Source organism: Pseudomonas sp. NMS19W, from assembly GCF_051554255.1.
Classification (GTDB): Bacteria; Pseudomonadota; Gammaproteobacteria; order Pseudomonadales; family Pseudomonadaceae; genus Aquipseudomonas; species Aquipseudomonas kribbensis.
In genome coordinates this window covers 94,905-108,934 of record NZ_CP136718.1, presented here as the reverse complement: position 1 = coordinate 108,934, position 14,030 = coordinate 94,905, and the positions used below count along the sequence as shown (strand labels likewise).

Sequence of the window (14,030 nt, the reverse complement as noted above, 5' to 3'; positions counted from 1 at the left end):
AATTATTCCTCCGCGGCGCTGGCGCGCAGGCGGTTGATACGGTTTTCGCTCCACTGCTTGAGCAGCAGGATGAAGAGCGCCAGGATCAGCAACAGGCTCGCCACGGCGAACGCGGCCACGTGGTTGTATTCGTTGTAGAGGATCTCGACGTGCAGCGGCAAGGTGTTGGTCACCCCGCGAATGTGCCCGGAAACCACCGACACCGCGCCGAACTCACCCATGGCCCGCGCAGTACACAGCACCACGCCATAGATCAGGCCCCATTTGATGTTGGGGACGGTCACGTGCCAGAACATCTGCCAGCCGTTGGCGCCGAGCAGGCGCGCGGCTTCCTCTTCCTGAGTGCCTTGTTCCTGCATCAGCGGGATCAGCTCACGGGCCACGAACGGCACGGTGACGAAGATCGTCGCCAGCACGATGCCCGGCAGGGCGAAGACGATCTGGATGTCGTGATCCTGCAGCCACGGCCCGAACAGGCCCTGGGCGCCGAACATCAGCACGTAGACCAGACCGGCGATCACCGGCGATACCGAGAACGGCAGGTCGATCAGCGTCACCAGCATGCTCTTGCCACGGAACGAATATTTGCTCACGCACCACGCGGCGCTGACACCAAACACCAGGTTCAGCGGCACCGAAATCAGCACCGCAATCACGGTGAGTTTCAGCGCCGACAAGGCATCCGGTTCAAAGATTGCGGTGAAGAATGCGCCGAGGCCGTTCTTCAGCCCCTGCGACACCACGATGAACAGCGGCAACACCAGAAACAGGAAGAAAATCAGCCAGCCGAGGCCGATCAGCACTCTGCGCGAAGTGGCGCTGCCACGGCGGGCGGCGTTGGCCGAGGAAGCGGCCGCAATAGACGATTGGGACATGGTTCGCGCCTCCTTATGGGGTTTCGATGCGCCGCTGCAGCAAGTTGATCAGCAGCAACAGGACGAAGGAAACCACCAACATCAGCACGCCGATGGAAGTGGCGCCGGTGTAATCGTACTGGTCGAGTTTGACCATGATCAGCAGCGGCAGGATTTCGGTTTTCATCGGCATGTTGCCGGCGATGAAAATCACCGAACCGTACTCGCCGACACCCCGGGCAAACGCCAGGGCAAAACCGGTGAGCCAAGCTGGCAACAGCGCCGGCAGCAGGATGTGGCGGAACACCTGCAACGGCTTGGCACCGAGGCAGGCGGCGGCTTCTTCGACTTCACGGGGAATGTCGGCCAGCACCGGCTGCACCGTGCGCACCACGAACGGCAGGGTCACGAAGGTCAGCGCCAGGGTAATCCCGAGCGGGGTGTAGGCAATCTTGAAACCGAGGTCGGCGGCGAATTGCCCGACCAGCCCGGTCGGCGTGTACAGCGCCGTCAGCGCGATACCGGCCACGGCCGTGGGCAGGGCGAACGGAAGATCGATCATCGCATCGATCACCTTGCGCCCCGGGAACGTGTAGCGCACCAGCACCCAGGCCAGCAACGTGCCGATGATGCCGTTGATGATCGCGGCACACAGCGCGGTGCCGAAGCTCAGCTTCAGTGCGGCGAGAACGCGGGGCGCGGAGATGATCGTCCAGAACTGATCCCAGGTGAGCTGTGAGGCGTGGATGAACATCGCCGCCAGCGGGATAAGCACAATCAGGCTGAGGTACACCAAGGTGTAGCCCAGCGTCAGCCCGAAGCCGGGTATGACGGGGGAGATACGACGCGACATAAAAGTCCTTGGTTTGAGAACGCGCAAAGCCCCGACGGTTAAATCGGGGCTCGTTTATGACCTATTTCAGATTACTGCGCCTGATAGATCTGGTCGAACACGCCACCGTCGTTGAAGAATTTCGGCTGCGCGGTTTTCCAGCCGCCGAAGTCCTTGTCGATGGTCACCAGTTCCAGTTTCGGGAACTGCTGGGCGTACTTGGCCGCCACGTCCTTGTCACGCGGGCGGTAGAAGTTCTTCGCCGCGATTTCCTGGCCGGCCGGGCTGTACAGGTGCTTGAGGTAGGCTTCGGCAATCTGCTCGTTGCCCTTCTTCTCGGCGTTCTTGTCGACCACGGCCACCGGTGGTTCGGCGAGGATCGACAAGGAAGGCACGACGATGTCGAACTTGTCCTTGCCGCCGTCTTCTTTCAGCGCCAGGAAGGCTTCGTTTTCCCAGGCCAGCAACACGTCGCCCTGACCGTTGTTGACGAAGGTGATGGTCGAGCCACGGGCGCCGGTGTCCAGGACCGGAACGTGCTTGAACAGGGTCTGTACGTATTCCTTGGCTTTCGCCTCGTTACCGCCGTTGGCTTTCAGGCCGTAGGCCCACGCCGCGAGGAAGTTCCAGCGTGCACCGCCGGAGGTTTTCGGGTTCGGCGTGATCACCGAGACGTCGTTCTTGATCAGGTCGCCCCAGTCCTTGATGCCTTTCGGGTTGCCCTTGCGCACCAGGAACACGATGGTCGAGGTGTAGGGAGTGCTGGCGTCCGGCAGACGCTTCTGCCAGTCGGCCGGCAGGGTCTTGCCGAGCTTGGCGATTTCGTCGATGTCACCGGCCAGGGCCAGGGTCACGACGTCGGCGCGCAGACCGTCGATCACCGCACGGCCCTGCTTGCCCGAACCGCCGTGGGATTGCTGGATTTTCACGGTGTCGCCGGCATGCTCTGCCTGCCAGTACTTCACGAATTCGGCGTTGTAATCCTGATACAGCTCGCGGGTCGGGTCATACGAAACGTTGAGCAGTTCGTAATCCTTGGCAACCGCGGAACCGGCAAACACAGCGCTGGCCAGGGCGGCCAGAGCGTAACGGCGAATCGACGACATGGTGAAAGCTCCTGGAATTCTTGGTGGTGGCTTTTTCTTATGTATTGCGGGAATCGGGTTGCTCATTCAGTGATCGCGCCTGCGGCAACTCCTGCGCATGGCCCCCTGCAGGAGCTGTCGCAGATGCGATCTTCAGGCTTGCTTGTTGCCAGGTTGCTGCAGACGGAATTTCTCTTTGCGTTCGATCTGGACGACTTGGGCGTTGTGCACAGTGATTTCCACCGCGCCGAAACGCAGGTCGCGCAGGGCGCTCTGGATTTCACGCAAGATGGTGGTTTCGTCCTGACCGTCAACGCTACGCAGGGATGCGCTCATGGTGCTGCTCCTTTGTATGGGATATGCCTGGCAGTGGGCGGCACTGCGTTCGGCGTGGGAGCAATATAAGAGAGGCGCAGATATTCTTAAAAAGACTATTTAAGAATGTTTATATAACTGGAAAACATTATGTGATGCAGCAAGGGTTTGCGGCGGATTTGCCCGTCCGCAAACCCGCTGCGCGCATCCCTCAGCCGATTGCCGGCGCTCTGGCCCAGTCGATCTGCGCTTCAGGCACCGGCCGCCCGAACCAGTAGCCCTGCCCCAGATCGCAGGCCTGCTCCAGCAGGAACGAAGCCTGCTCGGCCTGCTCGATGCCTTCGGCGTGCACCTGCATGCCCATGCTGCGGGCCAGGGCGATGATCACCCGGACAATGGCGGCATCGTCCTCGTCCCAGGGCAGGCCAGCGACGAAACCCTGATCGATCTTGAGCTTCTGCACTGGCAGGCGCTTGAGCCGCAGCAGCGACGAATAACCGGTGCCAAAGTCATCGATGGCCAGACGAATCCCCAATTCGCGCAGACGATGCATCTGTTCCAGCGCCACTTCCGGATCGTCCATCACCGCACTTTCGGTGACCTCCAGCTCCAGATAGGCCGGATCGAGGCCGGTGTCGTGCAGTACCTGCGCCACCTGTTGATATAACTCGCGGCGGGCGAACAGTCGCGACGAAACGTTCACCGCGACAAACGACAGCACCACGCCGGCCTGCTGCCATTGGCACATCTGGCGGCAGGCCTGCTGCATCACCCAGGCGTCGATTTCCGAGATCATCCCGGTGCGTTCGGCGATCGGGATGAACTCCGCGGGTGACACCAGGCCACGCTGTGGGTGCTCCCATCGCACCAAGGCCTCGACACCGATCAAGCGGCTGGTTTTAAGATCGTGCACGGGTTGGTAGTAGACCCGCAGCTCTTGTTGCTCCAGTGCGCGGCGCAGTTCGAAGGCGATCTCGACCCGTTGCTGGGCGTGCGCCGTGAGTTCTTCGGTGTACAGCGCGTAGCCGTTGCGGCCGCTGCTCTTGGCCTTGAACAAAGCCGCATCGGCGTTGCGCAGCAGTTGTTCGGCGCTCAGGGCATCGCTGGGAAACAGGCTGATGCCGAGGCTCGCGTTGATGAACAGTTCATGGCCGTCGAGGCAGAACGGTTCCTTGAGCGCATCGAGAATGCGCTGAGCCAGCGCCGCCGCCTGCGCTGGCTGTGGACAACTTTCCATCAGTACCGCGAATTCATCGCCCCCCAGCCGCGCCAGAGTGATGCCCGATCCGAACAGCGCCTGCAAACGCACGGCGACCGCCTTGAGCAAACGGTCACCGATGTTGTGGCCGAGGCTGTCGTTGATCAGTTTGAAGTGGTCCAGATCGATCATCAGCAGCGCGCAGCCGCGCTTGTGGGTCTGCGCCGATGCCAGCGCCTGCTCGGCGCGATCGCTGAACAGCAGGCGGTTGGGCAGGTCGGTCAGCGGATCGTGGTGGGCCAGGTGCTTGAGCTCGTGTTCGGAATCCTTGATCGCGCTGATGTCGGAAAACACCGCGACGTAATGACTGAGCCGACCGTCATCGTCGCGAATAACCCGGATGGTTTGCCACTGTGGATAAATTTCGCCGCTCTTGCGCCGGTTCCAGATTTCGCCGCTCCATTCATCCTTCGCCTGCAGCGTGGCGAACATCGCCTGATAGAAACCCGGAGGATGGTGCCCGGACTTGAACAGGCTGGGCTGCTGGCCAATGACTTCCTCACGCCGGTAGCCGGTGATTTCCATGAACGCGCGATTGACGTGCACGATCAGCCCCTGGCGGTCCGTGACCAGCACGCCTTCGCGGGTGCAATCGAACACCGCAGCGGCCTGACGCAGTCGTTCGCGATCGGCCTGACGCTCGCGCAACCGGGCACCGATGCCCAGGCATTCGAACAGGCGCGCCCGGGCAAGGAAGATCAAACCGGCACTGAGTGCCACAAAGGCGTAACCGTTGATCAGTTGCCAACGCACCAGGTCAGCGGAGCTATCGAAGAAACTGTTCAATAAATAGCCAGTACCTTGCAGCCAGACAACGGCAAGAACCAGGTAAAGCAGCGCTGCACGCAAGGCATCGCGGTATGTGGCAGACATTCGGCCGTCCATGTCCCTACAAAAAATGTCGGGATTATAGGTCAAGAAACATCCAGCCATCTCTTATCTGAAAGGGCGACTGGTTTTATCTGTGTGCTTGGTGATAATGCAACGGCTGTTTTTTTCTCTATCGAGGGCCCTATAGCCTATGTGGTACGAAGGTTTTCTTGGCTTGTCGGCCTGGTCGCTGGTCGCCGTGACCCTGCTGATGACCCACGTGACGATTGTTGCCGTCACGGTCTACTTGCACCGCTACTCGGCTCATCGCTCCCTGGAGCTGAATGCCGGGCTTAAGCATTTCTTCCGCTTCTGGCTGTGGCTGACCACGGCGCAGAACACCCGCGAGTGGACTGCCATCCACCGCAAGCACCACGCCAAATGCGAAACCGAGGATGACCCGCACAGCCCGGTCGTCAAAGGCCTGTCCACCGTCCTGCGCAAAGGTGCCGAGCTGTACCGCGAAGAAGCGCAGAACCCCGAGACCCTGCGCATCTACGGCAAGAACTGCCCGGAAGACTGGATCGAACGCAACCTCTACAGCCGCTATCGCCTGCTGGGCATCGCAATCATGGCGGTCGTCGACCTGATGCTGTTCGGCACCATCGGCATCACCATCTGGGCGATCCAGATGATGTGGATCCCGGTCTGGGCCGCCGGCGTGGTCAACGGTCTCGGCCATGCCATTGGCTACCGCAACTTCGAATGCCGCGATGCCGCGACCAATCTGGTGCCGTGGGGCATCCTGATCGGCGGCGAAGAACTGCACAACAACCATCACACCTACCCCAACTCGGCCAAGCTGTCGGTCAAAAAGTGGGAGTTCGACCTCGGCTGGGCCTGGATCCAGGTCTTCAGCTTCCTGCGCCTGGCCAAGGTGCAGCGCGTTGCACCGATCGCCCACCGCGTCGAAGGCAAGGGCAGCCTGGATATGGACACCGCCATGGCGATCCTCAACAACCGCTTCCAGATCATGGCCCAGTACCGCAAGCTGGTGATCGGGCCGCTGGTCAAGCAGGAACTGGACAAGGTCGATCATTCGGTGCGCCATCAGTTCCACCGCGCCAAGCGTCTGCTTTCCCGTGAAACCAGCCTGCTGGAGGACCGCCACCACGCGCGCATCCAGAGCATGCTCGAGCACAGCCAGGCGCTGAAGGTAATCTACGAGAAACGCCTGGCCCTGCAGCAGATCTGGGTCAAGACCAGCGCAAATGGCCACGACATGCTCGCGGCCATCAAGGAATGGGTCCACGAGGCCGAGGCCAGTGGTATCCAGTCCCTGCGCGAATTCGCCGACCAGCTGAAGACCTACTCGCTGCGCCCTGCCGCCGTCTGATGCCGTTGATCGGTGCGCCCGGCTCCCGGGCGCACCCTTCGAACTTCACCCGCGATCCCCTATCTCAAAGACACTTCGCCACCCCGGCGGGCTGTCCCGTGGCCGTTGTCGACTTCCCGGCACGCCCTTTGAGATCCGTGTCGATGGTCAACAACAATCAAAAAGACTCATCCCTTCCCCAGTGGCCCGAGGCCGCACAAACCCTGATGGCATTGATGCACGCCCAGGGCGAAGTCGCGCGCCTGAGCGAACGCGAACAGTTGTTCAGCTCGCTGCTGGTCAGCGTCAACGCCGTGCTTTGGGCCTTCAACTGGGAAACCCGTCAGGTGCTGTACGTCAGCCCCGCCTATGAACGGATTTTCGGCCGCTCGGCCGCCCTGCTGCTGGCCGACTACAACCAGTGGCGCGACAGCATCTACCCCGATGATCTGGAATACGCCGAACGCAGCCTCGCCGAAGTGCTGCACAAGGGCGCCGTGGAAGACCGCGAATACCGGATCATCGACGCCGACGGCCAGGTGCGCTGGATCAGCGACAAGTGCTTCATCAACCGCCAGGAAGAACCGGGACAACCGGTGATCATCGTCGGCATCGCCGAGGACATCACCGAAAAGAAACAGATGGAAACCGAGCTGCAACGCCTGGCCACCACCGATGTGCTGACCCAGAGCAGCAACCGTCGACACTTCTTCGAATGCGCCAACCGCGAGTTTGAAGAGGCCCGCCTGCAAGGGGCGCCACTGGCGTTTCTGCTGCTGGACATCGATGACTTCAAGGTAATCAACGACACCTACGGTCACCCGGAAGGCGACAACGTGCTGCAACGGATCGCCGAATGCGGGCGTGCCTCGCTGCGCCGGGGAGACCTGTTCGGACGGATTGGCGGTGAAGAGTTTGCTGCGGTTTTTCCGGGCTGTGCGCCGGACATGGCGATGCAGGTGGCCGAGCGGCTGCAACAGGAAATCCAGCGATTGAGCTTCAGCCACGGCGAACAGACGTTCGGCATCACCGTCAGCCAGGGCCTGACCAGCCTCACCCCGGAAGACGAAAGCCTCGACAGTCTGTTCGCCCGGGCCGATGCAGCGATGTACGAGGCCAAGCGTCAGGGCAAGAACCGGATCATCTCGGCCTGAATACCGCACTGATGCAGGACAAGCGCTATTTGCGCATCCGCATCAGCTCCGGCAAGCCGATCTTGAGCAGGCGCGCCGTACGGCTCTTCGCCAATTCCTCGACGCCCTCGTGCTCGGTCAGCCGCGCCATCTGCGCCGCCATGTTCATCACCAGTGCCTCACGGGAATAAACCCCACCACCGAGCTGGTAGACCGAAGCAATCAGCTCGCGCAACTCCAGTGGCAGGCGCCAGCGGGTGCGCAGTGCCGAACCGTAGGCGGCACCGAACTCGGCCAGCGCATCACCGACTTCCTCCAGTTCATCCAGCTCGCCGCCGGCCTGCTTCCACTCCTGCAAACAACGCAGCAGTGCCAGATCACCGAGACGATGAAGCATACCGGCGCAGTAACAGCGCTCCTGATCCAGATCAAGCAGACGCGCCAGGGTGCGCGCGTACTCGGCGGTGTGCAGCGACAGGCCCCAATAGCGCTCGGCGTAGTCGGCCAGACACGGATCGCTAAGTCGTGCACTGCGCTTGAGCGCCAGGCCAAGAATCAGGTTCATGCTTTGCCCAGTGCCCAGGCGATGCAGCGCCTGGGCCAGGGTCTGCACCGCCGTGCCGTGGTGCTGAGCGGCGCTATTGGCCGCTGCGATCAACACCGCAGTGATCTGCGGGTCGGTGCGGATTTCCTCTTCCAGCAGTTTCAAATCCAGCCCGTTGGGGTGGAGGCTGCGTTTGACCGCCACTTGCACATCGGTCATCAACGGCGCGCCGTCGGCCTGCTCGCGGCGGCGCTCGAGAAACACCGACAGGGTCATGCCCGGCGCCAGGGCCGGCACTTCGCAAAATACTTCCTGACCGGCATTGAGCAGCAGGCCCTGCAAACGCTCAGTCAGGCTTTCCATGTTCAGAGGTTTGGCCAGATAGGCCGTGGGTGCCAGCGGCAAGGCTTCGCGCACGCTGGCGCTGTCGTTGCGGCTGCTCATCAGAATGAACGGCAACGGCGGATTGCGTTTGCGCTGGCGGACACTGCGCAACACGTTCAAACCGTCGACGCCGGGCAACTCCCAGTCGACGATCGCCAGGTCATAGGGCACTTCGCCGAGCAGAGACATCGCCTCTTGGCCATCGGCGCACAGATCCAGCCGCGCATCGCAGCGCACGTTGAGCAAAACCTGTTTGAGCAGGTCACGAGACCAGGGGTCGGCCTCGGCAATCAGGACTCGGGGTACAGCGGGTAATTCGACGGCAGTCATGCTCGCCCTCCCTAGCAATGCTTGAACCTTAGCCAATGCTGGCGATTCGATACAGCTCGAATGCGGGGTATGTGTTTCAGCAAGCGTAAAAAAACCCGCCGAAGCGGGTTTTTTGTCGATCCGATCACACAGTGCCCGGCATTACAGCTCCGAGAAGCACTCTTCGATGATCGCCAGACCTTTGTCCAGTTGCTCGTCCGGCGAGGTCAGCGGAACCAGAACGCGCAGAACGTTGCCGTAGGTGCCGCAAGACAGCAGGATCAGGCCCTTGTCACGCGCCTTGGCCACGACAGCAGCAACTGCAGTCGGGTTTGGCTTGTGGCTGTCGCCGTTTTCGAACAGCTCGACCGCGATCATCGCGCCCAGGGCACGGACTTCGCCGATCACCGGGTACTTGGCCTGGATGGCCTTCAGGCCGGTGACCAGACGCTCGCCGACAGCCTTGCAGCGATCCAGCAGTTTTTCTTCTTCGAACACTTCCATCACGGCTAGGGCCGCGGCGCAAGCGATCGGGCTACCGGCGTAGGTGCCGCCAAGGCCGCCTGGAGCGATGGCGTCCATGTATTCGGCCTTGCCGCAGACACCGGCCAGCGGGAAGCCGCCAGCGATGGATTTGGCAAAGGTGGTCAGGTCGGCGGCAACGCCCATCTGTTCCATGGCGAAGAAGGTGCCGGTACGGCCAGCGCCGGTCTGCACTTCGTCAGCGATCAGCAGGATGCCGTGCTGGTCGCACAGGGCACGCAGACGCTTCATGAACTCTTTCGGCGCGACGTAGAAACCACCTTCACCCTGCACAGGCTCGATGATGATCGCGGCGATGTCTTTCGGCTCGGCGTCGTTCTTGAAGATGCGTTCGATGGAAGCGATCGAGTCGTCGACGCTCACGCCGTGCAGTTCGTTCGGGTACAGCGCGCGGAAGATGCCGCCTGGCATCAGGCCCATGCCGGCCGAGTAAGGCACGACCTTACCGGTCAGGCCCAGGGTCATCATGGTACGGCCGTGGTAAGCGCCGGTGAAAGCGATCACGCCGGCACGGCCAGTGGCAGCACGGGCGATCTTCACGGCGTTTTCAACGGCTTCGGAACCGGTGGTCACCAGCAGGGTTTTCTTGGCGAAGTCGCCCGGTACGCGAGCGTTGATTTTTTCGCACAGCTCAACGTACGGCTCGTAGGCCAGTACCTGGAAGCAGGTGTGAGTCAGCTTGTTCAGCTGTTCGGTCACGGCAGCGATGATTTTCGGGTGCACGTGGCCGGTGTTCAGCACGGCGATACCGCCGGCGAAGTCGATGAACTCGCGACCTTCAACGTCGGTCACGGTCGCGTTCTTCGCGGACTCGGCGAAGATCGGGTGAATCTGGCCAACACCACGTGGAACAGCGGCAGTACGGCGGGCCATCAAGTCAGCGTTAGTCTTGCTCATTACAGTCCTCATTCACCGCTCATCGGGCGGCGTGGTTCAAGGATTAAGCGGGAGGAATCGGCGGTGGCAGCATGCGATGATCGACTGCCACGGCGTTCCCGGCCGCAGAGAAAATTCCGGTTTGAAACGACGCAAAGGGACAGCGCTCTCGTGCCCTTTGCGTTTACAGCGATCTTCTACCGAGGCTTAGATGCCCAGGCAGAGGTATTTGATTTCCAGGTAATCTTCGATGCCGTACTTGGAGCCTTCACGGCCCAGGCCCGAGGCCTTGATGCCGCCGAACGGCGCGACTTCGTTGGAGATCAGCCCGGTGTTGACGCCGACCATGCCGTATTCCAGGGCTTCCGCCACACGGAACACACGGCCCAGGTCACGAGCGTAGAAGTACGAAGCCAGACCGAACTCGGTGTCGTTCGACATCGCGATCACTTCGGCTTCGTCTTTGAAGCGGAACAGCGGCGCCAGCGGACCGAAGGTTTCTTCCTTGGCTACTGCAGCATTTTTCGGCACGTTGGTCAGGATGGTCGGCTCGAAGAAGTTGCCTTCCATCTGCTTGCCGCCGGCCAACACGGTGGCGCCTTTGGCCACGGCGTCAGCGATGTGCTCTTGCACCTTGGCCACGGCTTTCTCGTCGATCAGCGGACCGGTGGTGGTGCCGTCTTCCAGACCGTTGCCGATCTTCAGCTTGGCGACAGCCGCTTTCAGTTTCTCGGCGAAGGCGTCGTAGACCGAATCCTGAATGTACAGACGGTTGGCGCAGACGCAGGTCTGGCCGTTGTTGCGGTACTTGGAAATGATCGCGCCTTCGACGGCCTTATCCAGGTCCGCGTCGTCGAACACGATGAACGGCGCGTTACCGCCCAGTTCCAGGGAAACTTTCTTGATGTCCTTGGCGCATTCCGACATCAGCTGACGACCGATTTCGGTCGAGCCGGTGAAGGACAGTTTGCGCACGATCGGGTTGCTGGTCAGCTCGCTGCCGATATCGCCGGCGCTGCCGGACACCACGCTGAACACACCTTTAGGGATGCCGGCGCGCTGGGCCAGTTCGGCCAGGGCGAAAGCGGAGAACGGGGTTTGCGAAGCCGGCTTGAGCACCATGGTGCAACCGGCGGCCAGGGCCGGGCCTGCTTTACGGGTGATCATCGCCGCCGGGAAGTTCCACGGGGTGATGGCGGCAGTCACGCCGATCGGCTGCTTGATCACGATCAGGCGCTTGTCAGGCTGGTGGCCCGGAATCACGTCACCGTAGATGCGCTTGGCTTCTTCGGCGAACCACTCGATGAACGAAGCGGCGTAAACGATTTCGCCCTTGGCTTCGGCCAGTGGCTTGCCCTGCTCGAGGGTCATCAGGCGAGCCAGGTCTTCCTGGTTCTCGATGATCAGCTCGAACCAGCGACGCAGCTTGCCTGCACGCTCCTTGGCGGTCAGTGCACGCCAGGCCGGCAGCGCTTTGTCAGCGGCTTCAATCGCGCGGCGGGTTTCGGCAGCGCCCATCTTCGGCACGGTGCCGAGGATTTCGCCGGTGGCCGGGTTGTTGACCTTGATCGTCTGACCGTTGTCCGCGTCGACCCAAGCGCCATCGATGAAGGCTTGCTGGCGGAACAACTGGGTGTCTTTAAGCTGCATGTCGGCTTTCCTTAACAGCACCGCGGCCAGCGCGGAGCAAAATTATGATTGTAGAAAGGCGCCTCGCAAGGCTGCCGTCAGGGAAATCATTTACCGGGCTCAAGCACCTGAATAGTGCACGGTTGCAAACACGTGCGGCTCGGCACCCGATCAAAGAGCGTTTGAAATCTCAAACGGATCCTAGGATCAAAGGGGGTAAAGGACAATAGGTCGTTCGAAAAAAAGAACAAAAACGCCGCAATTGCTGAACATTTCGGATCAACGTACAGACGCCCCTGTTCCCTGCCGCCGCCGAACGGCAGGGAGTAAAGGGGCGTGACTACTTGTTCTGAAACGATTTGAGCACCGTCAACAGACTCGTCAGGTTGTCAGCGACACCCGCCTGCCCCAGCTTTTCCGTGGCAGCGGCGCCAGCCGTGGTATCGACGCTGTAAATCTGCATCACCCCCTGGTTGGTTGCCGCCTGAGCCAGCGTGTTCTGTTGCTGCTGGGCGCTGACGGCATTCTCGAACAGGATGCCGGTCGAGTGCGCCATGCTTTGATAAACGCTGCCCATCGCCATGGCCGGTGCCTCGGCCACCACCTTGACGCTGGTCTGGGTGACCGCATCGGTGATCTGATCATTCACGGTTGCCATGTTCGGACTCCTTTCAAGGGACAGTGGGTGTTGCAAATATTGCTCAGGCGCCCGCGGACCGCTCGGGATGGCTGGCGCTGAACTGGGCAATGCTCTGGTTGATTCGCTCGAGTGCCTGATTCACCCCGTCGGCGTCCAGCACTCCGCTCGCCGCGGCCACCGCTGCAGCGCCGCCTACCAGCAGATGGGTATTCAAGGCACCGAGCGCACTTTCGGTAGCCGCGTCGAGGTCATCCTTGATGATGCTCTCGGTCATCTGGCGCAGCAGCACACCTTGAGAGGCCAGAGCGAGCTTGGTGACACCATCGAAGTAGCTCGCCGCCGATTGCGCCACCAGTCCGCTGGCCTGTCGAACCAGCAGTTCCGAACTCAACTGCGCGTGAGCAGCAAGCTGTGTGTTGAGCAGGTTCACCGCTTCGACAATCTGTCGATTCAACGCTTCCGCCCCGACACCGTCAGCCGACTGCTGAAGCAGATGTTCATTGAGCGACTCAAGCAACGCGGCGGCTGCGGCCGCCGGGTCGACGGCCGGTTGCTCCACGTTGTCGCTTTGCGCCTTCTCCCCGGTCATCAGGAGCGCCCTCCCACCGCCAGAATCTGCTGCACGGCCGCTGCCACCGTGGCGTTGCCGATAATGTTCATCGCCTGCTGATGGCTGACCGCGTTCTGCAACGCCAGACTGACCGCATGACTGGTGACCTGGGTCAGCGTAGCAATGGCCGTGGCCGGCGCAGAACCCACGACCTGCACATTCGACTGGGTAACGGAATCGGTGATTTGAGGATTGACGACGCTCATGCTTTTCTCCCTGAGTAAGGCGATCGAAGAACCCGCCGCAGGAAAACAATAGAACAGCTTCGCCAAACTGCCACGAGAGCGTTTTGCAGGACGTTACAGCCTTTTGGAATGCGCCCTCACCCGACACAAACACTGACAATGCCCCGGCAAAAACCGGCATGGACGCCCCGAGCCGACCTAGGTATGATGTCGCCCGCTGCACCAGTAGCTCAGCTGGATAGAGTACTGCCCTCCGAAGGCAGGGGTCGTGGGTTCGAATCCCGCCTGGTGCGCCATGAACAGAAACGAAAAAGCCTCAGGCCGAAAGGTCTGAGGCTTTTTTGTGCGTGCCGGTTGGCGACTCACTCCGTCGTCCAGTCAAACTCGTCATATTCATCATCGTCTTCGTCGTCCTCGATCCACTCATCATCAAGAACGTCGTCCTGCAGATCCTCTTCTGCCTGTTTGGCCAGAAGAAATTCCTTGCGACTCTCCGTCACAGCTCGCCGCAGTTCTTCGCCCTTCACCGGGCAGTTGAGCATTTGGGCGATGCGGTCGATTTTTTGGGCCACGGCATCCTCCAGCGCATCGGCAATGCCCCGATAGTGCGCGTTTTTGCGGGGCAATGCCAAATGGCTGGGTGATCAA

14 protein-coding genes and 1 tRNA gene are annotated in these 14,030 nt (G+C 61.1%); 3 read left to right on the top strand and 12 right to left on the bottom strand.

Annotated features, from left to right (window positions below):
* Nucleotides 1–2: 2 nt before the first annotated feature.
* From cysW to dibA, 5 genes are all read right to left on the bottom strand, one after another.
* Nucleotides 3–875 (bottom strand): sulfate ABC transporter permease subunit CysW, encoded by an 873-nt coding sequence (gene cysW, locus R1A29_RS00395; protein ID WP_003220512.1) that lies wholly within the window; start codon nucleotides 873–875, stop codon nucleotides 3–5.
* A 13-nt stretch (nucleotides 876–888) separates the two neighbouring features.
* Nucleotides 889–1,707: a sulfate ABC transporter permease subunit CysT gene (gene cysT, locus R1A29_RS00390; protein ID WP_085712655.1), complete on the bottom strand. Its 819-nt coding sequence runs from the start codon at nucleotides 1,705–1,707 to the stop codon at nucleotides 889–891.
* Between the two features lie 71 nt (nucleotides 1,708–1,778).
* On the bottom strand, nucleotides 1,779–2,792 hold the full coding sequence (locus tag R1A29_RS00385) for a sulfate ABC transporter substrate-binding protein (protein ID WP_065257482.1): 1,014 nt from the start codon (nucleotides 2,790–2,792) through the stop codon (nucleotides 1,779–1,781).
* A 132-nt stretch (nucleotides 2,793–2,924) separates the two neighbouring features.
* Nucleotides 2,925–3,107, bottom strand: coding sequence for a sulfur starvation response protein OscA (oscA, locus tag R1A29_RS00380; RefSeq protein ID WP_085712654.1), 183 nt, complete (start codon nucleotides 3,105–3,107; stop codon nucleotides 2,925–2,927).
* Nucleotides 3,108–3,297: 190 nt separating this feature from the next.
* On the bottom strand, nucleotides 3,298–5,217 hold the full coding sequence (gene dibA / locus R1A29_RS00375; protein ID WP_438300335.1) for a phosphodiesterase DibA: 1,920 nt from the start codon (nucleotides 5,215–5,217) through the stop codon (nucleotides 3,298–3,300).
* A 148-nt stretch (nucleotides 5,218–5,365) separates the two neighbouring features.
* On the opposite strand from dibA, the gene desA reads away from it, so the two are divergent.
* A complete protein-coding gene (desA, locus tag R1A29_RS00370) occupies nucleotides 5,366–6,550 on the top strand; it encodes a delta-9 fatty acid desaturase DesA (protein WP_438300334.1) in 1,185 nt (394 codons plus the stop codon).
* A 143-nt stretch (nucleotides 6,551–6,693) separates the two neighbouring features.
* Nucleotides 6,694–7,683: a GGDEF domain-containing protein gene (locus R1A29_RS00365; RefSeq protein ID WP_114880968.1), complete on the top strand. Its 990-nt coding sequence runs from the start codon at nucleotides 6,694–6,696 to the stop codon at nucleotides 7,681–7,683.
* Nucleotides 7,684–7,708: 25 nt separating this feature from the next.
* Here the strand turns inward: R1A29_RS00365 and R1A29_RS00360 are convergent, their stop codons facing one another.
* The 6 genes from R1A29_RS00360 to R1A29_RS00335 all read right to left on the bottom strand — a co-directional run bounded on the left by R1A29_RS00360 (nucleotide 7,709) and on the right by R1A29_RS00335 (nucleotide 13,403).
* The gene (locus R1A29_RS00360) at nucleotides 7,709–8,920 is read right to left on the bottom strand and encodes an HDOD domain-containing protein (protein WP_438300333.1); all 1,212 of its coding nucleotides are present in this window, start codon (nucleotides 8,918–8,920) and stop codon (nucleotides 7,709–7,711) included.
* Between the two features lie 141 nt (nucleotides 8,921–9,061).
* A complete protein-coding gene (gabT, locus tag R1A29_RS00355; protein WP_115076126.1) occupies nucleotides 9,062–10,339 on the bottom strand; it encodes a 4-aminobutyrate--2-oxoglutarate transaminase in 1,278 nt (425 codons plus the stop codon).
* A 186-nt stretch (nucleotides 10,340–10,525) separates the two neighbouring features.
* Entirely contained in the window at nucleotides 10,526–11,968 is a 1,443-nt protein-coding gene (gabD, locus tag R1A29_RS00350) for an NADP-dependent succinate-semialdehyde dehydrogenase (RefSeq protein WP_085712649.1), read from the bottom strand.
* 319 nt (nucleotides 11,969–12,287) lie between these two features.
* On the bottom strand, nucleotides 12,288–12,605 hold the full coding sequence (locus tag R1A29_RS00345) for a RebB family R body protein (RefSeq protein WP_438300332.1): 318 nt from the start codon (nucleotides 12,603–12,605) through the stop codon (nucleotides 12,288–12,290).
* A 43-nt stretch (nucleotides 12,606–12,648) separates the two neighbouring features.
* A complete protein-coding gene (locus R1A29_RS00340) occupies nucleotides 12,649–13,176 on the bottom strand; it encodes a hypothetical protein (RefSeq protein ID WP_438300331.1) in 528 nt (175 codons plus the stop codon).
* On the bottom strand, nucleotides 13,176–13,403 hold the full coding sequence (locus R1A29_RS00335) for a RebB family R body protein (protein WP_085712646.1): 228 nt from the start codon (nucleotides 13,401–13,403) through the stop codon (nucleotides 13,176–13,178). Before R1A29_RS00335 ends, R1A29_RS00340 begins: the two co-directional genes overlap by 1 nt.
* Nucleotides 13,404–13,601: 198 nt before the next feature.
* On the opposite strand from R1A29_RS00335, the gene R1A29_RS00330 reads away from it, so the two are divergent.
* Nucleotides 13,602–13,678: transfer RNA gene (locus tag R1A29_RS00330), tRNA-Arg, on the top strand.
* A gap of 66 nt (nucleotides 13,679–13,744) precedes the next feature.
* Here the strand turns inward: R1A29_RS00330 and R1A29_RS00325 are convergent.
* Nucleotides 13,745–14,014 carry a hypothetical protein gene (locus R1A29_RS00325; RefSeq protein WP_225739936.1) on the bottom strand — a complete coding sequence of 90 codons (270 nt, stop codon included), beginning with the start codon at nucleotides 14,012–14,014 and terminating at the stop codon, nucleotides 13,745–13,747.
* Nucleotides 14,015–14,030 lie beyond the last annotated feature (16 nt).